We start from the raw sequence: 17,638 nt of genomic DNA, 5'->3' as shown, positions 1-17,638 counted from the left end.
AGCGCTGCGCGAGCGCTGCGCGAAGTGGCCCGGGCAGTGTGGGTAGCAATGGCAGTCGGGGCGCCAGCAGATGCTGCAGAGCAGCGAAGGGCATGCGGGACTCGAACTCTACGGCGCGTGCTCGCAGAATTGCGAAGTCCGTCGCCATTGTCTCGACCTCGGCGAGTAGGGACGTCTTTCCGAGTCCTGCCGCACCAATGACGACTACTCCCGCCGACGCTCCGGCGCGGGCGGTGTCCAGGAGCCTGCCGAGCGCCTGTACCTCGGTGCGCCCACCGATCTGCGCGGACTTCACGAAATCCTGCACGAGCAGTTCACTGCCTTCTCTTCTCATCTACGGTCGACAGGCGCGAGGTAGTCTCATGTCCTCTTCGCCGCACGCCTTTTGGTCAATTATTAGGAGTCGCAACGAGATCGGTCATCGTCTGGCCCATGTGGGCTGCCCTGGACATCGTGCAGAGCCTCCCTGAGTTGCCAGAGTGGGTTCTCCAGCACTTCTCCGAAACTGGGGAAGGGGTGTACGACGTCGGCGAGCAGGGAAATAGGGCTGGAGGCGCGGATCGCGAGCGAAACAGTCACGATCCACTCCTCGGCGTTCTGGCCCATCCCGGTCGCGCCGATCAGACGCCCGCTTTGGGGATCAGCCAACAAGGTGACCCAGCCTGCGCTTTGGCCGTCGGTGATGGATCGGACGGCGGCAGTTCGCATCTCGACGCTTGCGGAGATCGGTTCGATGCCGGCGTGGCGCGCCGTGGCCCAGGTGTGGCCGACCGAGGCCAGTGTCGGTTCGACGTAGACGGCGCGCGGAATCGCGGCGTAGTTGGCCCGTATCGAATGTCCGCGGAGGTTGGAGGCGACCACCCTGCCCTGGTAGTGAGCGGTGTGGGTGAACGCTGACTTTCCGGTGACGTCACCGATCGCCCAGAGGTGCTCGAATCCCACGACCCGACAGTGATCGTCGACGGGTATTGGGGCGTGATCGTCGAGTTGAAGACCAACATTCGACAATCCAAGGCCAGCGCTATTGGGCAGTCGGCCGGCGGCGAGGACGATGCGCTCGACTGTTATGCGCGGGCCGCTGCTCAGCTGAGCGCGGGTCCTGTCTCCCTGGGAGGCAACCCCGGTGACGGTGGCATCGGTGTGGATTGTGACGCCGAGTTCGGCGAGGGCTTGCTCCACCGTGGCGCTGGCGCGGGGCTCCTCGTCGGGGAGGAGACGCGAACCACGCTGAACTAGGGTGACTGCGGTCCCGAAAGTGGCGAACAGGAACGCGAGCTCGCAACCCACCGCACCGCCACCGAGGATCAGCATGCTGGACGGGAGTTCGGTGGCACTCAGGGCGTCGTCACTAGTCCAGGTCGGCGCCGATTCGAGTCCGGGGATGTCAGGTCGTCTCGACCTCGATCCGGTATTTATCACCAACTCCCGGTAACGCAGCGTGCGGCCGTCGACGTCGAGGACGCCCGGTTCCCGTAGCTGACCGTGGCCGCGTACCAAGACCGCTCCGGTGCGCTCGAGCGCTTCGGCGTTGAGGATGTCGTCGCGGTGGTGGACGATCGCGTCGCGCCGCTCGCAGGCCAGCCGGTAGGCCTCTGCGGCGGGGACTCGCCCGGTGAACAGCGCAGGCTGTTGCGTGTCGGCACCCAGCTGCCAGACCCGCGCGGTGCGTAGCATCGGCTTGCTGGGCACGCACGCGACGAACGGGCACGCCCCGCCCACCCGTGACCGCTCGACGACGGCAACCGAGCGGTCCCCAACAGCGCCCCAGATCAATTTCGCCCCGGCGCCACCGCCGAGGATGACGACGTCGAAGTCATTCGTGTGCTCTTTGGTGGATGTGGTCATCGGCCGGGGCGCGATCAGATCAGTTCGCCGTCGCGTTCAGAGCTCGTGGCAGGAAGTCGCGGATATACCCGCTGATTTCTTCACCGTGGGTTTCCAACGCGAAGTGGCCGGCGTCGAGGAGGTGGAACTCGCCGTTGGGGAGGTCTCGGCGAAACGCCTCCGCGCCTGCGGCGCCGAAGATTTCGTCGTTGCGGCCCCACACGACCAGCAGCGGTGGCTGATGGGTGCGGAAGTACTCCTGGAACCTCGGGTAGCCGTCCAGGTTGAACTGGTAGTCCCAGAACAACTGCAGCTGGATGGCGTCATTGCCCCTGCGGTCCAGCCCAAGTTGATCGAGCTGCCAGGTCTCGGGCGCGATCCGGTCGAGCCGATCCGCGGGCACTCCGTGGGTGTACTGCCACTTGGTGGTTTCGGGCGTGAACTTCTCGCGCACGCCATCTTCGTTCGCAGCGCGGTCCTGCGCATGGGCGAAGAGGATGTCCCAGAACGGTGTAAAACCCTCCACGTAGGCATTGCCGCTCTGGGTGATGAGGCCGGTGATCCGCTCCGGCTTCGCACTCGCGATGCGCAGCCCGATCGGTGCGCCGTAGTCGTGAATGTAAACGGCGAAGCGATCAAGCCCGAGACTTTCGATCAACGCTTCGGTGACTTCGGTGAGTCGGTCAAAGCTGTAGGTGAACTGATTCACCGACGGCATCGACGAACGGCCGAAGCCGATGTGGTCGGGCGCCACGAGATGGTAGCTATCGGACAGGGCGTCGATCAGGTCTCGAAACATGTGCGAGCTCGATGGAAACCCATGCAGGAGCAGCAGAGTCGGGTTCGCCGGGTCGCCCGCCTCGCGATAGAACACGTCGAGTCCGTCGATCGCGACGGTATGGTAGCGCGTGCTGAAGTCGGTCATCGTGGCTCCTCTTGGGTGGTCTCTCGTGTCGGGTTCTCGTAGCGGCTAGGTGTGTAGGTTCAGCGTAAGGGAATGTCGGGGCCGCATTTCGGACTAGTGCCGTCGTCCGACATAGACGCGGTCGGGCTCTCGTTGGCAAGGTCGTCGTTGCCGGCCTTCCGACGGCGCGAGGCCCTCGCCGCGGGGGCCGGGCCTTCTGACGGGCGGACTCACGCCGAAGGGCGGCAGCGGTGGTCGAAGACCATTTTCGCTCAACGATTGCTCCTCCCGCGGTGACCCCATCAGGTTGCCGTCAGCTCAGCTCGGGAACAAGCGCCATCTAGAGATGAGTTTCATCTGCGCACGCGATGAATGAGCCGCTAGGCTTAGTCGAACCGCTCCGCGTCGCTCGCAGCATCCTGCGAATCCTCGCTGACGACAGCCGGTTCGGCGGTCTTGGACCACCCGGCCGGAACAGCCTGCGGGCCCCCCGCAAAGTCGACGAACCGACTCACCGCTCCGTTGGAAACGCGGTCGGGAATCCACTGCAGGGTGTAGGGGACGACGCGGGGCGAGATCACCGGCCGCGCCACGGCAGCCATGCCTTGGTCTACGATCGAGCCGGTCGAGAGAATCCAATCCACTTCGTTCTGGCTCGCCCAGGTCGCCGCCGACACGTGATTGTCAACGAGCTCGACTGTGCGGGGCGAGATGCCAGCCGATGCCAGCACTTGGCGCTGCGCCAGTACCCACGCGGGAAAGAGAAGCTCGCTCTGAATGCCGAGGGTCTCTCCGGCAAGTTCGGTGAGGGCCACTTCAGGACGGTCGGCGAGTCGGTGGTCCGGTCGCAAGCAAACCAGGAGGGGTTCCGCGCAGATCACTTCACTAGCCGCATGCGGCACGTCCGGGACGATTCCACACGATATCGCCACGTCGACCGTCTCATCGGCGAGTGCCTGCTGTAAGTGGAACAGCCACATGCGCGTGATCACCAAATCCACGTCTGGCGCTTGGGTACGGAGCACCTCGACCAGATGATTCGCCAAGATCGGCGCAGCCAGCGGCGTGATGCCCAGCCGCACCGTTCCAGCATCGCCTGTCGAGATACGCTGAATTGCAGCGCCAGCGACTGCTACCTCGTTCAAAATCACTTTGGCACGCTCGAACAACTCGGTGCCCGCGCCCGTAAGCGCGACACGGCGGGTGGTGCGCGTCAGGAGTTCGGTGCCCATCTCACGTTCCAACCGTCGCACCATGTCACTCAGGGATGGTTGACCGATCTGCAACTTCTCGGCCGCTCGACCAAAGTGCAGCTCGGTGGCCACCGCGACGAAGGCCTCCAGCTGACGTAACTCCACGACTCACATCGTAGAGGCGGCCACCGGTTTGCTCGCCGATTAATCGATTCCGTCGATGACAGTCATCGCCGCGACGGAAGGAAACCCATCAATCGCTGAGGCCTCCTCTTAACTGGGAGCCCATTTGCTTGTCTGCGCACAAACAAGTAAGATCGCGACCATGGAACTGCGGCAGCTAGAGGCCTTCGTCGCGGTGGCCACCGAGCTGCACTTCGGCAGGGCCGCTCAACGATTGAACATGGGGCAACCCGGGCTGAGTGATCACATCCGCCGTCTGGAGCGCGGCATCGGGGCGAGCTTATTCACTCGGACGACGCGACGGGTGCAACTGACAAGCGCCGGGTCGGATCTGCTCAACCGGGCCACGGTGATCTTGGACTTGGCATCCGACGCCGTAGCGTCTATGCACCGGTGGGCCGATTGCGACGCCGGCCTCGTCCGCCTCGCGGTCACCCCACCGGTCGCCCCATCGCTGGTGGCGCGCCTGTCGGCACGGCTCGCAGAGGTAGCGCCGAACATCGAACTCCAGGTAAGCCTGATGTGGTTCGGCGACCTCGAGCGCGCCATCACCAAGGGCGCGATCGACGTCGGCATCTCGTGTGGATCGCTACCCACTCACCTCGGCACGAACAACGAAAGGCTTTACGCCGAAGCCTGGTTCGTGGGGTTGCGACCGGATCACCGGCTCGTCGAGAAAGAGGCCGTCGATCTGAAGGATCTGGCCTCCGAGACGCTCGGGCAGCACAGCGCATTGCTCTTCCCGGCATGGTGCGCGGCCCAGAACGTCGCGCTCCGGGAGGCTGGAATCTCGCCACCGACAGCCGAGCTCGCAGAACCGGACCTGGGGGCCCGTAGGTGGTCCGAACAGTCCGACGTGGACTGGGTGCTGACTACCGCGTCCATCGCAATACCGGACTCGCCCGCAACCATCCGACCGCTCGCGCCGTCCCAATCCCTGCCGCTCACCCTGCACTGGGTCCCCGGCCGCGCCACGAGCCCGGCCGTCGGACGCTTCGTACGCCTGGCCGAGTCCGTCGACTTACCCGATGGCTTCACCCATCTGAACGAATGTCGGGTCTGGGACCGCGCGTCTTGACACAGTCGTTCATCGCGATGAACGATCACGAACGGCCGAGACGGCTCCTTCTGAGATGATCGTCGCCGTCGTGTCCATTGCTCAGGCGACGGTTCTCGCGTTCGGCGGATCCGCACAGGCGGTTGTGCTGTCTTCCCACATGCGCTCATCGGTCCGCCATCTGCCGCGCGGTCGCTCATGGGCTGTATCCGGTCTCTCACCCGTTTGTCGGCAACGTCGTCTCAATCGCGGCATCCATCGCGATGAACGTCACGACGCTGTCGGCCGTACCGGCCGCGCCTGAGACCAGAACCATTCCCGAGCAAGCGACCGACACGGCGAGACCGACGTCGCCGAACGTGGTGCGCTTAGAACAGATCTTCGGCGCACCTAGGATCTGCTCGCGCGGTAGCACTACCTAGTAGACCGAGGTGGAATCGGACCTACACCATCGGGGCTGAGGGCGGCGGGCAATTCGAGTGCATGCTTCACCCACTCCCGCCAGCGTGCGACCGTTGATGGAAGGTCGATCTGCTCGGGCATCATGATGGACCAGTAGGCGTAACCGATGCCTGCAGTCAACGCTTCCCGGCTGAGCTCGTCGGCGTCGACGCCGGCGATCACCGAGCCGTCCTCCAATCCTTCGCGGATGCCTTCGCGAATGGCATCACGTAGTCGGTTCAGCCACAGCCGAATTCGCTCGCGGAACTCGCCGGTGTCGTGCATCGCCTCGAAGCTGACGACGAACATCGCCCGCGCAAAGACCGGATCCTCGTTGACCAGACGGAGCATGCCGTCAAGCGGTGCCAGTGCCTTGTCCAGACCGGAATCGTACGTAGCGATGTCGTCGTCGACGCGGCCCTCGTAGTCGTTGAGCAATGACTCGAGCAACGCGTCCTTGCTCCCGAATCGCTCGGCCAACATCGCTCGGCTGTAGCCAGCTCGCAACCCGATGTCCTTGGCCGTCGTCTGTGCGTAGCCCTTCTCGTTGATGAGCTCTATCGCAGCGGCAATGAGTCGCCTCGCCGACTCGTCCGCTCTGGCCCGCTGACTCCGCCGAGGGCCTGTGCCAGTCAACGGAGCTCGACCTGTGTGGCCATGTGATCTGCGTGATAGTGCTGGTCCACGGGCGTAGAGCATACACCGGGCCCGGCCGAACACGACGCTTGTCTGCGGGCAAACAAGCAAATATGCTAGTCACGTGGAACTGCGAGAGATGCAAGCGTTCGTCGCCGTCGCCTCGGAATTGCACTTCGGGCGCGCCGCGGAAAAGCTTCGCATGGGCCAGCCCGCCGTCAGTGGACTGGTGCGTCGCCTGGAACACGAGATGGGCACGAAACTGCTTGATCGCAATGCCAGGCGGGTGGCCTTGACGGAGGCAGGAGTCGAGTTCCACCGACGCGCCGAAGCAATTCTGGAGAGCGTCACTGCGGCTACCGTTGGTGTGCGCCGGTGGGCCGACGGTGAAGTCGGCACCGTTCGGTTGGGCGTCACGCCGCCCGTGGCGCCAGGCATCCCGCGGCATCTGGACGCGGCACTGCGCGACGAAACCCCAGGACTTGCACTACAGGTCCAGCCGATGTGGCTCAACGACCTGTGTGCTGCCCTATCAGAGGGACAGATCGACGTCGGGTTGACGTGCGGTCCGGTGCCGCCGCAGCTGGGGTTGTCCAGTCGAGCAATCTGCAGGGAGAGGTTGTTCGTCGGGTTCCGAAGCGATCATCGACTGGCGCGGAACGCCACCGTCGACCTTGGTGAACTGGCCAATGAAACGCTCGGCGTGCACAGCGAGGGCTTGTTCCCGACCTGGGTGCGCGCGCAAAAGCAAGCGCTTCGCGATGCGGGTGTGGCTCCTCCGGTCGTTGAACTCGCGGACACTGATCCTGCTGCATGGCAGTGGTTGCAGCAGAACGAAGTCGACTGGATTCTCACGACTCCTTCGACGATGGCGCCCAACGACGGGGTCGCGGTACGGGCGTTGTCTCCCACGAGGTACGTGCCGACGATGCTGCACTGGCTGCCGAGCCGGGAACCCGGCTCGGCAGCACGACGTTTCGTGGAGTTGGCGACGTCCGTCGAGATACGGGCCGACTTTCCATCAGCGGCGAGCCGATCTGAAGCTGACGCGTCCTGACACCGTGAAGCGCGGTGTGCGTGGGTGTTAGCCGCCGCTCTTGGCGAACGCCAAGAGCGACGAGTAGGCGGGAATCGCATACTGGCCGAAGATCGAGGCGATCTGATCACCGCCCTTGGTTCGCCAATCGACGAGGAGCTCCGCGGCTACGGCAACCGTGCTCGTCAGAATGACGCCGGCACGCGACATCCGGTCACAGGCCGCGTCGGCCGACAACGTGCTCCATGTGCCGGACGCATCCGTGACCGCCCACGCGCCGTATCCGGCGGCGATCGCGGACTGCGCCACGAAGGACACACAAACGTCGGTGCTGATGCCCGACAGGATCAGTTGGTCGCGGCCGCTATCGCGCAATGCAGCCGCAAAATCGGGGTTGTCCATGGCGTCGATCTCGCCCGGCCGATGCACGATGGTGGCATCGGGGACGACCGATGCGAGTTCGGAGATCACTGGACCATTGGGCCCGTCGGCGGCGCTTGTCGTCATGATGACCGGCACCTCGAACGCCTTCGCGATCAGCGCCAGGGCAATGACATTGCGGCGAAGTTCCTCTTTGTCGTGGTCCTGCACGCCAAGAAGTAGTCCTGCCTGATGGTCGACGAAGACCATCGCAGCGCGCTTGCGGTCGAGCCGTACTGCGGGATAGGAATTGTTGGACATGGAGCTCCTTCACTAGTTGTGTTTTTAGATGCGAATTGGATCGCCGTAGACGGCGAACTCGGACCGTTCGACCTCGGTCCCGATACGGACGTAGGCGAAGGACCGGATCGTCACCGGCCCACCGCAGGCGTCGGCCTTGATGTGGACGTTGGTGACGTCGAGCATGCCAAGTCCGCCAGGGCTCAACGGCATACTGGCCATGGGAAGGTCAACGATGACGCCCGGTTGCAGGTTGGTCTGCAGGTAGCCGGTCAGGCCGCCGCCCAGACCAGCGTTGACGGCGGGGCCAGCGGGGCTGAAACCCACTGCGCCGGATGGCGCTATGGCGCCGGCGCCGCCTAGTTGGAGGCCACTGGAAACGTCGGTCTGACACCCCAACTGATATCCGGCGACGAACGTGCTGTCGGTGATGGGCAGTCCGTTCCCACTCGCGTTCGCGGTCGCCTCGTAAGTCACGAACGCCTCTCGGGAATTGGCCGCTGCGGCAAGGTTCGGTACCGAGTTCACAACCTCATTCGCGAGCGTCAGCGTCAGGCTGAGGCCGCCGCGCGTCTGTTTCGTGTCCGTCTTTGCCGTCATCGGCTGGCCGTCGGCCTGCGCGGATGCGATCCCCAACGTCGCCACGGCGGCAGCCGCGGTCGCCAGCGCTACGACTGTGCAGAGGCGATGTTGCGTCAATCCCCGAGCCCTCATTCCGCCGGCACCAATGTGATTGGCAGTGACGGCGGCGCGCCGAGATCGACACCGGCGGTGACAACCGGAGCTTCCGGGGGGGCCGAAGGCGCCTCCGGAGCCGCGAGCGCGCCGTGATCGATGTCGGAGAGGACGCTACTGCTGAAGGCGCTTCCCGGCCCCGCCACTCCGACCGCTATCCGGGTTGCGGGTCCGGGTTTTGCGTTCGGCATCACCGCCGCGGGGCCCCCTAACTGCGAGAGCGAACCAATACCGGCGCCGCGGGCATCGAGCTGCTCTCGTGGTGGTCCATTCACGAAGGCTGGCGGCGTCAGTTGCAAGGGGCCGAATGGTGCGCTCTGCGCGCCGGGGACGCGCGGCTGCGACGGCGGAAGAGGCGGCGGCTCCGCTCCGGCAGCTGGCGCGAATATCGTTGCCGTCGAACAACAAAAGACGGTAGTAGCGGTCGCCCACGTAAGTGTTGAGCGGAACGCTCTGCTGGTTCTCTGTGACACTCCCTCAGTGTGGTCGGCCGCCAGCACGTGGGGAAGACGCAGTATCGAATTTCTGAGATCGGTTACGACGATGAATCCCGACGCGCGCGAACCCGGGTCGAATTGCCAGTCTGAAAGCGACTGCGGCGTCAGTGGTTCGCCGTGCTGACGGGAGGCGGGGTAGGAAGAGACGGGGAAGACGCCCCCACCCTTCTTGGGTCCGTGACGACGCGAGAATCTCATCACCAGTGCAGTGCCGCCGCGGCGAAGTCTGCCGCCTGGTCGATCGACCCGTTGTCGACGTAGGCACTGTGGGCGGGACGGTCTCGCCCGCCGGGCTCGCAGACCGGATCACCCGGATTGCACAGTTGCAGCACCTTGCCGTTGAACGGGGCGCCGATGACGATGGGCGGCGCCTGTGAGTCCAGCAGGGAGACGACGCCATCCGTCGGGAGCCCGAACAGCACCACAGCCGCGACGTGCGAGGCGACCTCTGATGACAGCGGGCCGACAATGCCCGGCGGGAGATCGTAGTTCGGCGGCAGGTGGTCGAAGGTGGTGTACGCCGCCACCGCGGCCCCCTGAGAGTAGCCACCCAGCACCACCTTCGTCGTGGGGCAGGACTGCGCGATGTCGCGAATGGTGTCGCTGGCATCGATCACCCCGTCGACGACTCGCGGAAAGTCCAGCGAAGCAGGGTAGTCCACCGGATGCTCGTCGACGGTGCGCTGGCCCGCGCGAGCCCGCATCGCGGCGACGAATGGATCGCCCACCTTGCCCGCGCCCGGCCCCTCGAACGTACCGCGCGCAAAGACCACCAGCACCTCCGGGCAGCCGTCCGCGGCCGCGGTGGCGGAACTGAGGTTCGCGACGGCGACCGCTCCGCCCGCGACGAGTGTTGCCGCCGTGACGGTCTTCATCGTGACCCAGATAGATTGCTTGATGTCCTGCTCCTTCGATGAACTGCCCGTCACGCGGTTGCCGGGGTTTCCGCGAAGTGTGGCCCACGGCAAACCCACCGCCCACGAGATAGGTAGGTTCTACCGAGTGGGGATCCTGCGTATCACGGTGCCTACGCCGAATGCTGTTCTTATACAGCTGGTTTCATACCGTTCTCAGATCGGCTCCGCTTACAATAGTTGTCCATGCGCGCCATCTATTACGACCGCCAGGGACCGGCTCACGACGTTCTCGCGGTCGGCGACCTCCCCGCCCCGGTGGCGGGAACGGGAGAGGTGCTGGTCCGTGTTTACCGGTCGGGCATAAACCCCAGCGACGTCAAGAACCGCACCGGCTTCGTGTCGAAGATGCCGTTCGACCGCATCATTCCCCATCAGGACGGGGCCGGAGTCATCGAATCGGTGGGCGCGGGCGTGTCTCCCGACCGACTCGGTCAACGCGTCTGGGTCTACGAGGCCCAGTACGGCCGGGCGGGAGGGACGGCGGCGGAGTACGTGGCGGTGCCGTCGGCTAACGCGATTGCGTTGCCGGACGCCACGTCGTTCGACGTGGGTGCATCGCTGGGCGTTCCAGCAATGACCGCGCATCGGTGCCTCTTCGCCGACGGGGACCTGCGAGGCCGACGCGTGATGGTCCACGGCGGTGCCGGTGCGGTGGGCTCAGCCGCAGTTCAACTGGCCAAGTGGGGCGGCGCCTGGGTGGTGGCGACGGTCCGCCGACCCGAGCAGATGGAGGTCGTTCGCCGGGCCGGTGCCGACCTCGTTCTGAACCTGCGCCAGGGTGACGTGGCTGTCGACGTCAAGGCCGGCACGGACGGGGCTGGCGTCGATCACATCGTCGATGTCGACGTCGTCGCCAACGGGGAGCTCGACCTCGCGTGCCTGGCGAACGGCGGAGCGATCAGCGCGTACTCGGTAGGCGATCGCGACGCCACGGTGCCGGTACCGGTGCTGCCCTTCATGCTGGTAAACGGAGCCGTGCGCTTCGTCTACGTCTACACCATGCCGACGTCGGCGAAACAGGCAGCAGTAAAGGACATTACGAGTTGTCTCACCGCGGGTGCATATCGCCCAGAGATCGGTCTCATCCTTCCCCTCGACCGCACCGCCGACGGACACGACGCGGTCGAGAGGGGCGCGGCGCAAGGCAAGGTCCTCATCGCGGTCATGGACGCCTGAGTCGTCGTAAACACGGTTGGACGCGTCGTCGGATCGGTGACTACCGCCTAAAGACGCCGGGCAAGGCGACATTCGACGTACGGTGCCCGGGTGATGCCGCAGTGCCGTCCAGGGACCCTTTCACGTTGACGCCGATCTCGCCAACTGCCCCGTTTCCAATCAGCTGGCTCTGGGTCCTCGCGCTTCTCACCGCCGTCGGTCCGCTGTCGGTGGACATGTATCTTCCGGACTTCCCCGCCATGACTGCCGAATTCGGTGCCGCCCCGTCGGCCACGCAGGTGACCTTGATGACCTTCATGGTCGGGATGGCCACGGGCCAATTGGTGGGGCCGTTGTCCGACCGGTGGGGGCGGCGCCCGCTCCTGCTGATGGGGACGGTCCTGTGCACCGCCGCCGGTGCCGCGTGTGCGCTCGCGCCCTCCGTCGGGCTTCTTGCAGTGTTCCGATTCCTGCAAGGGTTCGGCGGCGCCGCCGGTGTCGTGCTCAGTCGGGCAATGGTGTCCGACCGGGCCGAGGGGGCGGCTGCGGCGCGGATCTTCAGTCTGATGATGATCATCAACGGCGCAGCACCCATCGTGGCCCCGCTCATTGGCGGGGGCCTGTCGGGGTTGATTGGCTGGCGTGGTGTGTTCTGGATTCTGACCGCCCTCGCTGTCGTGATGGTGCTCGGCGCGACCTTCGTGCTCTCCGAGACCCATCCCGCGTCGGGCCACTCGAAGGCCAGTCGCGCAAATACTTTGCGCGAGGGTGAGAACGTGCTTGGCAACCGTCACTACGTCGGGTACACCTTGGCCTTTGCATTCGGCTTCTCGGTGATGTTCGCCTTCATCTCGGCCTCACCCTTCGTCCTGCAGACCATCCTGGGTCTGTCGACCGTGGGCAATGGAATCGCGGTTGCCGCGAATGCATTCGGGCTGCTGGCCATGAACGCCGTCAACGCCAGGATCGTCGGTCGGTTCGGCCAGCGACGCCTGCTGACGACGGGCACCGCACTGATGGCGGTGTTCTCCAGCCTCGTCCTGGTCGACGCCGTCGCCGGCCCGACGATCTGGGTCATGCTGCCGCTGCTGTGGTGCACCGTAACCAGCCTCGGCCTGGTGGTGGCCAACGCCACCTCGCTCGCGCTCGATCAGGTCCGCCGCGTGGCGGGAACAGGTTCGGCGGTGCTCGGACTGCTCCAGTACTCGCTGGCTGCCATCGTGTCTCCGCTGGTGGGTCTAGCGGGTAGCGCCACCGCCGTTCCCATGGCGATCACGATGACGGCGTGCGCACTGGTGGCGGTGGGTGCAGTCCAGCTCGCGCGCTCACCGTAGTCTCATCAGGGGCGCGCCCGATCTCAGGGCAGCTCAGCCGATTTGTCGACGGAGACGATCTGGTGCTTCATCAGCGGTTGATCACTCTGGCTGCTGAAGTCACCGATCGCGCACAGCAGATTCAGCTCCGGCATGTAACCGCACACGTTCCCGGCCGGGATGTCGTAGGCGATCACCCGGTACCCCCACACGGTGCGGGTGCTGCCGTCCCTGGCAAAGCTGGTGATGTCGATGAGGTCGAACTCGGCGAGCCCTCGCTCGGTCATGTCGGCCCGATTCATGAAGAGGAGGGTTCGGAGGTTCTTCACCCCTCGGTAACGATCGTCGTCGGAATAGATGGTGGTGTTCCACTGATCGTGAGAACGCACCGTGGACAGCACGAGCCTTCCGGGCGGCGGCAGTACGTCGGGCAACGGTGACGGTGCGAACTCAGCCCTCCCCGACGCGGTGAGGAACACACGTTCCCTGGCGGGTTGGCGGATGCGGAACCCGAGCGGCATCCGCACCCGCCTGTTGAAATCCTCGAAGCCGTCGAGTACCGCGGCCATCGTGTCACGGATCCGGTCGTAGTCCTCGACGTAGGACTCCCACGGAGTCGACGACTCCGACAGGGTCGCTCTCGCCATGCCGGCCAGAATGGCGCACTCGGACAACAGGTGTGAAGACGGAGGTCGGCGCATTCCGTGGGACAGGTGCACCATGCTCATCGAGTCCTCGACACTGACGCCTTGTTCACCGCCCCGTTGGACGTCCTTCTCGGTACGGCCCAGGCACGGCAGAATCAGTGCGGCCCGGCCGTGGACCAGGTGGCTGCGGTTGAGCTTCGTACTGACCTGGACGGTCAGTTCGGTGTTACGAAGGGCCTCGAAGGTGGCGTCGGTATCTGGTGCGGCCAAGCTGAAGTTTCCGCCCATGCAGACGAAGACCTTGACGCCACCCGAGCGCATGGCCTCGATCGTGGCAACGGTATCCAAGCCGTGTTCGCGGGGCGAGGTGATGCCGCAGACCTCGTCGAGGCGGTCCAGAAACGTTGCGGCAGGCCGATGGTCGATCCCGCATGTGCGGTTGCCCTGAACGTTGCTGTGCCCGCGAACCGGAGACGGCCCCGCCCCCTCGCGCCCGACGTTGCCACGAAGCAGCAGCAGGTTGACGATCTCGCGGACCGTGTCGACGCCGTGCTCCTGCTGCGTAAGGCCGAGGCACCAGCTGATCACGGCGCGGTTCGCGGCGAGGTACTTCGCGGCCAGCCCGCGAATGTCCTTTTCCGAGACCCCGGACTGCCGCACCAGGTCCGACCACTCCGTGGCCTCGACGAGCGCGCGGTAGGCCTCGAAGTGAGCGGTGTGATTTCGGATGAACTCACGGTCGATCGCCTTCGCGTCGGTGGCCGCCCGTTCGAGCACCGCCTTGGCCACCCCCCGCAGCAGCGCCAGATCCCCGCCAATGCGCGGCTGCACGTTCATCGTTCCCGTCCTGGTGGCGTGAAACGTGGCCATGGCGGCGATTTCGTGCGGCACGATGGTGCGCCGCGACGCGGCCTCGACCATTGGATTCACGTGGACGATCTGGGCGCCGCGCCGGTACGCGTCGGCCAACGCCGTGAGCATCCGAGGTGCGTTCGACGCCGCATTGACGGCCATCACCAGCAACAGATCCGCCTGGTTCCAGTCGTCGATGTCGCAGGTGCCCTTGCCCGTGCCGAGGGCAGCTTGCAGCGCGCGGCCGGATGCCTCGTGACACATGTTCGAGCAGTCCGGCAGGTTGTTGGTGCCGAACTCGCGCACCCACAGCTGATAGAGGAACGTCGCTTCGTTCGACAGTCGACCCGAGGTGTAGAAGGCCGCCTCGTGCGGGCTGTCGAGGCCACGGAGGGCGGATCCGACCATCGCGAAGGCGTCCCCCCAGGAGATGGGCACGTATCTGTCGCTCACGGGGTCGTAGCTCATCGGCTCGGTGAGACGGCCCTGATCCTCCAGTGCGAAGTCGGTCCAGCCTGACAGCTCCGTTACGGTGTGCGCGGCGAAGAAGTCGCGATCGACCTTCTTGCGGGTCATCTCCCACGTGACGTGTTTGATGCCGTTCTCGCAGATGTCGAGGTGCAAACCGTCGCGGGCGTCGGGCCATGCACACCCCGGGCAGTCGAAACCGCCGTTCTCGTGGTTCATCTTGAGGATCGCGTGGGGTCCTCGCAACGGTTCCCTGGCCATGCCCAGGACGCGCGCGACGCTACGCGCCGCGCCCCATCCGGCGGCCGGGGCCCGATCGTCTTCCTGGGAGAACTCACCACCCCGGTTGGGTCCCCTACCGACGGCGGGCGCCCCGGGCGCGCCGTGGCCCAGTTCGTCGCCCGGTGAGATTGGTTGTGCAGTAATGGGATTCACCCTCCGATGTCACCGGGGAGCTACCGCCGGCGTTATTCCTGCGCCGAAGGCGGTTAGCGGCCGAACTGCTGGGCGCGGTGAATCAGCGTCCAGTCACCACGGAACAGCGGTGTGATGACCTGCGTTCGCCATCGCCATGAACCGTCGACTGCCTCGAAAACGCTGTCGAACCAGCACGCCGAAACGAGTTCGGCCGGCCCGGCCTCGTCGACGGCGAACAGACTGAGGTAGTTGCGCACTCGCGCCCGACTCGGTGCGTCAAGGTCGTCGAGTTCGATCGACACCGCGGACAGGGCATGCTGGGTACGGGCATGGTCCTTCACCACCGACTCACCCCACCGAATCACCGCCTCACTTCCGTCGGCGTCGGCGAAGTGGTACCGACCGTGGCTGAACAAGGCGCCCAACCGTGGCCAGTCGTGGGTGTCGGAGGCGATTGCATACTCGAAGAGCTGTCGATTGATCTCCTGGTGGGCGGCCAGTGCTCGACGACTCACCCGACCTCCCGACTCGACGTTGACCTAAAGACCGAGCGCCAACTGAACCTGGCGCCCAGTAGAGTTTGGCTGACGGCGGAGTTCGGACCCGCAAGATAGGCGAGTTTTGCCGAGTCGCGGAGCCTGCCACCGTACTCTCCGGCGTCTGGCGACGTTCACCAATGCCGTGTCGTCGCGCCAGTCCACGATGGGGCGAGGCGAGAGGTCGCAATCAAAGCACCTGCGAACAGAACGAGGCGCTGTATCAGGCGAATCCGTAGGGTGCTGCAACGCCGACGACCTCGACCCTATGACGGCGTTCTGCACGCCGACCCTCGTGGTCAACGACGCTCCCATCCCGGCCGGTGCCGTCACCGAACAGTTCGAGCCACTGGTGCACGCCTTCCCCGATTGGCGTTGGGAGGTCCGCAGTCTGGTGCCCGAACGCGACCTGATCTCGCTGCACTTCACGGTCACCGGCACCCACCTGCGCACCTTCCAGGGGATCGAGGCCACCGGCCGCCGCATCGCGGTCCAGGAGTTCACCCTCTACCGCGTCGAGGACGGCAAGTTCGCCCAAGTGTGGGATCTGCTGGACGTCGACGCGGTGCTGAAACAGATCGGTGCGCCCTGACCGTTGTGAGCCACTAGGGCAGCGGCGCGTCGGCGATGGCGTCGAAGACGGCCTCCAGCAGTTGCACCAGTTGATCGGGATGGCGGCCGTTGAGCGCCTTGGTGCCCAACACTTTCCGCATCAAGAGCACACCGCAGATCACCGACAGCAGGAGGTCGCTGCGCAGTTGTCGGCCGGGTGCGGGAAGCTGCCGCGCCAGGCGTCGCCCGACGTGTCGCTCGATGGCGTCGCGCACGATCTCGGCCGCGTGCGGATTGGATGCCGACCGCAGCATGATCAGGAACGGTTCCAGCTCCTCGGCGTCCGGGCCCGAACGCGCCACCACCGCCGTGGCCGCATCCCGCGACAGGTCGTTCGGCGTCTCGGCCACGAATACCGGAGAGGCGAACGACGCCTCCACGGCCTCGGCGAACAACTGCTCCTTGGAGCCGAAGTAGCGGTTCACCAGCATGGCGGTGACGCCGGCATCGCCGGCGATCTCGCGGACCCCGACGCCGTCGTACCCGGCCCGGGCAAAGTTCCAAATGGCCGAGGCCAGGATCGCCTCCCGGGTGACGGCGGCATTGCGCGGTCGCGAGCGGTCGGCGGGCATGACCCCACGTTAGGGAATACCGCCGCCGAAGTCTACGTCTGTATATTCGGAAGTCTACAGTCGTATACACAGCTCACTCTCCCACGGATTGGACCATCCATGACCGACACGTCACACGTCTTCCTCGTCTCCGGCGCCTCGCGCGGACTCGGGCGCGACATCACCGAGGCCGCCTTGAACGCCGGGCACCGCGTGGTCGCCGGCGCCCGCTCGGTGTCAGCCCTGGACGACCTCGCCGTGGCGCACCCCGACCATCTCGTGGTCGTCGAACTCGACGTCACCAACGACGACCACGTCCGCGCTGCCATCGCCACCGTCGTCGACCGGTTCTGCAGGCTCGACGTGTTGGTCAACAACGCCGGCTACGCCAACATGGGCGCCATCGAGGACGTCGACTTCGACGACTTCCGCACCCAGATCGACACCAACTTCTTCGGCGTCGTACGCCTGACCCAGGCGGTCCTGCCGGTCATGCGGACCCAGGGCAGTGGCCACATCGTCCAGGTGTCCTCGGTGGGCGGCCGAATGGCCCGGCCCGGCCTGGCGGCCTACCAGTCGGCCAAGTGGGCCGTCACCGGGTTCTCCGGGGTCCTTGCTCAGGAGGTTGGCCCACTGGGCATCAAGGTCACCGTGCTGGAGCCGGGCGGGATGCGCACCGACTGGGCTGGATCCTCCATGCGCATCGATCCGGTACGCGACGAGTACAGGTCGACCGTCGGCGCGGCTGCGGCGCTGAGCAACTCGGCGTCGATCGGTGCCAGCGATCCGGCCAAGGTCGCCAGGCTGCTGCTCGACATCGTCGAGATGGCCAAGCCACCCGCCCGTCTCCTGGTCGGCCCCGACGCCTTCCGTTACGCCACCGCGGCTGGGCGGGACCTGCTGGCCACCGACGAGCAGTGGGAGTCTCTTAGCGTTTCGACGGCCGCCGACGACGCCACCGCCGATCAGCTCGATCCGCTGGCCTCCCAGAGCCGCTGAACCCC

Annotated in this window: 16 protein-coding genes and 1 pseudogene; 6 read left to right on the top strand and 11 right to left on the bottom strand. The window is 65.5% G+C overall.

All coding sequences use genetic code 11. The annotated features are described in order from the left end of the window. Positions 1-13 precede the first annotated feature (13 nt). From G6N64_RS30715 to G6N64_RS21900, 4 genes and pseudogenes are all read right to left on the bottom strand, one after another. Positions 14-334 (bottom strand): annotated as a pseudogene (locus G6N64_RS30715) (AAA family ATPase); the annotation flags it as partial. 62 nt (positions 335-396) lie between these two features. Next, complete coding sequence (locus tag G6N64_RS21910; protein ID WP_163799718.1) at positions 397-1,845, bottom strand: dihydrolipoyl dehydrogenase family protein; 1,449 nt, start codon at positions 1,843-1,845, stop codon at positions 397-399. 19 nt (positions 1,846-1,864) lie between these two features. After that, positions 1,865-2,749 carry an alpha/beta fold hydrolase gene (locus tag G6N64_RS21905; protein WP_163799716.1) on the bottom strand — a complete coding sequence of 295 codons (885 nt, stop codon included), beginning with the start codon at positions 2,747-2,749 and terminating at the stop codon, positions 1,865-1,867. Between the two features lie 365 nt (positions 2,750-3,114). Next, entirely contained in the window at positions 3,115-4,086 is a 972-nt protein-coding gene (locus G6N64_RS21900) for a LysR family transcriptional regulator (RefSeq protein WP_163799714.1), read from the bottom strand. Positions 4,087-4,246: 160 nt separating this feature from the next. Here G6N64_RS21900 and G6N64_RS21895 point away from each other — a divergent pair, with 160 nt between their 5' ends. Then, positions 4,247-5,182 carry a LysR family transcriptional regulator gene (locus G6N64_RS21895; protein ID WP_163799711.1) on the top strand — a complete coding sequence of 312 codons (936 nt, stop codon included), beginning with the start codon at positions 4,247-4,249 and terminating at the stop codon, positions 5,180-5,182. Between the two features lie 393 nt (positions 5,183-5,575). Here G6N64_RS21895 and G6N64_RS21890 read toward each other — a convergent pair whose 3' ends face one another. Next, positions 5,576-6,301 carry a TetR/AcrR family transcriptional regulator gene (locus G6N64_RS21890; RefSeq protein WP_163799709.1) on the bottom strand — a complete coding sequence of 242 codons (726 nt, stop codon included), beginning with the start codon at positions 6,299-6,301 and terminating at the stop codon, positions 5,576-5,578. A 61-nt stretch (positions 6,302-6,362) separates the two neighbouring features. Between G6N64_RS21890 and G6N64_RS21885 the strand changes: the two genes are divergently transcribed. After that, complete coding sequence (locus G6N64_RS21885; RefSeq protein ID WP_163799707.1) at positions 6,363-7,295, top strand: LysR family transcriptional regulator; 933 nt, start codon at positions 6,363-6,365, stop codon at positions 7,293-7,295. A 27-nt stretch (positions 7,296-7,322) separates the two neighbouring features. Here G6N64_RS21885 and G6N64_RS21880 read toward each other — a convergent pair whose 3' ends face one another. The 3 genes from G6N64_RS21880 to G6N64_RS21870 all read right to left on the bottom strand — a co-directional run bounded on the left by G6N64_RS21880 (position 7,323) and on the right by G6N64_RS21870 (position 10,041). Further along, a complete protein-coding gene (locus tag G6N64_RS21880) occupies positions 7,323-7,955 on the bottom strand; it encodes an isochorismatase family protein (RefSeq protein ID WP_163799705.1) in 633 nt (210 codons plus the stop codon). 24 nt (positions 7,956-7,979) lie between these two features. Further along, the gene (locus G6N64_RS21875; RefSeq protein WP_409370771.1) at positions 7,980-8,648 is read right to left on the bottom strand and encodes an MspA family porin; all 669 of its coding nucleotides are present in this window, start codon (positions 8,646-8,648) and stop codon (positions 7,980-7,982) included. Between the two features lie 715 nt (positions 8,649-9,363). Beyond that, on the bottom strand, positions 9,364-10,041 hold the full coding sequence (locus tag G6N64_RS21870; RefSeq protein ID WP_163802015.1) for a cutinase family protein: 678 nt from the start codon (positions 10,039-10,041) through the stop codon (positions 9,364-9,366). Between the two features lie 225 nt (positions 10,042-10,266). Between G6N64_RS21870 and G6N64_RS21865 the strand changes: the two genes are divergently transcribed. Further along, positions 10,267-11,259: an NADPH:quinone reductase gene (locus G6N64_RS21865; protein ID WP_163799703.1), complete on the top strand. Its 993-nt coding sequence runs from the start codon at positions 10,267-10,269 to the stop codon at positions 11,257-11,259. A gap of 101 nt (positions 11,260-11,360) precedes the next feature. Continuing rightward, positions 11,361-12,572 carry a multidrug effflux MFS transporter gene (locus G6N64_RS21860; protein WP_308206620.1) on the top strand — a complete coding sequence of 404 codons (1,212 nt, stop codon included), beginning with the start codon at positions 11,361-11,363 and terminating at the stop codon, positions 12,570-12,572. 23 nt (positions 12,573-12,595) lie between these two features. On the opposite strand, the gene G6N64_RS21855 is transcribed toward G6N64_RS21860, so the two are convergent. Together G6N64_RS21855 and G6N64_RS21850 are read right to left on the bottom strand one after the other, a co-directional pair. Then, positions 12,596-14,953 (bottom strand): FdhF/YdeP family oxidoreductase, encoded by a 2,358-nt coding sequence (locus G6N64_RS21855; protein WP_246230754.1) that lies wholly within the window; start codon positions 14,951-14,953, stop codon positions 12,596-12,598. A gap of 53 nt (positions 14,954-15,006) precedes the next feature. Continuing rightward, a complete protein-coding gene (locus G6N64_RS21850) occupies positions 15,007-15,450 on the bottom strand; it encodes a nuclear transport factor 2 family protein (protein WP_163799701.1) in 444 nt (147 codons plus the stop codon). Between the two features lie 187 nt (positions 15,451-15,637). On the opposite strand from G6N64_RS21850, the gene G6N64_RS21845 reads away from it, so the two are divergent. Next, a complete protein-coding gene (locus G6N64_RS21845; protein WP_264002326.1) occupies positions 15,638-16,063 on the top strand; it encodes an ester cyclase in 426 nt (141 codons plus the stop codon). A gap of 13 nt (positions 16,064-16,076) precedes the next feature. On the opposite strand, the gene G6N64_RS21840 is transcribed toward G6N64_RS21845, so the two are convergent. After that, positions 16,077-16,655: a TetR/AcrR family transcriptional regulator gene (locus tag G6N64_RS21840; protein WP_163799697.1), complete on the bottom strand. Its 579-nt coding sequence runs from the start codon at positions 16,653-16,655 to the stop codon at positions 16,077-16,079. A 99-nt stretch (positions 16,656-16,754) separates the two neighbouring features. On the opposite strand from G6N64_RS21840, the gene G6N64_RS21835 reads away from it, so the two are divergent. Beyond that, a complete protein-coding gene (locus G6N64_RS21835; RefSeq protein WP_163799696.1) occupies positions 16,755-17,633 on the top strand; it encodes an SDR family NAD(P)-dependent oxidoreductase in 879 nt (292 codons plus the stop codon). The last annotated feature ends 5 nt before the right edge of the window (positions 17,634-17,638 follow it).

The organism is Mycolicibacterium sediminis (genome assembly GCF_010731735.1).
Lineage (GTDB): Bacteria > Actinomycetota > Actinomycetes > Mycobacteriales > Mycobacteriaceae > Mycobacterium > Mycobacterium sediminis.
Note: the sequence above shows the minus strand (reverse complement) of the source record. Positions and strands in the feature narration are given on the sequence as shown.